Here is a 287-nt window from a genome sequence, read left to right as displayed (position 1 = left end):
GAATGAGCGTATTCGAAAACATTTGAAACGAACAAATGATTCCTGGAGAGTAGATGAGATGAGACATACATCAAAATCAAAGGCGAAAAAATGTACTTATATCGTGCGATTGATTCCGAAAGAAACACAATTGATTTTTATTTGAGTAGTAAACGAGATGCCAAAGCTGCCAAGCGATTTCTAAAGAAAGCCTTGGTTTCTTGTCATGCCACAGGACCTCGTTCTATAACTGTTGATGGAGATAAAGCCTATCCTGTTGCGATAAGGGATCTAAAAGCCGAACAGTG

Annotated in this window: 1 pseudogene; it reads left to right on the top strand. The window is 38.7% G+C overall.

Annotated features, from left to right (window positions below):
- Positions 1 to 287: pseudogene (locus ILT06_RS32325) on the top strand (DDE-type integrase/transposase/recombinase); the annotation flags it as partial.

Origin of the sequence: Bacillus sp. 17RED48, from assembly GCF_019837545.1 — a bacterium.
GTDB classification, from domain to species: Bacteria; Bacillota; Bacilli; order Bacillales; family Bacillaceae_G; genus Bacillus_A; species Bacillus_A wiedmannii.
This window is presented reverse-complemented; position numbering and strand designations above follow the sequence as displayed.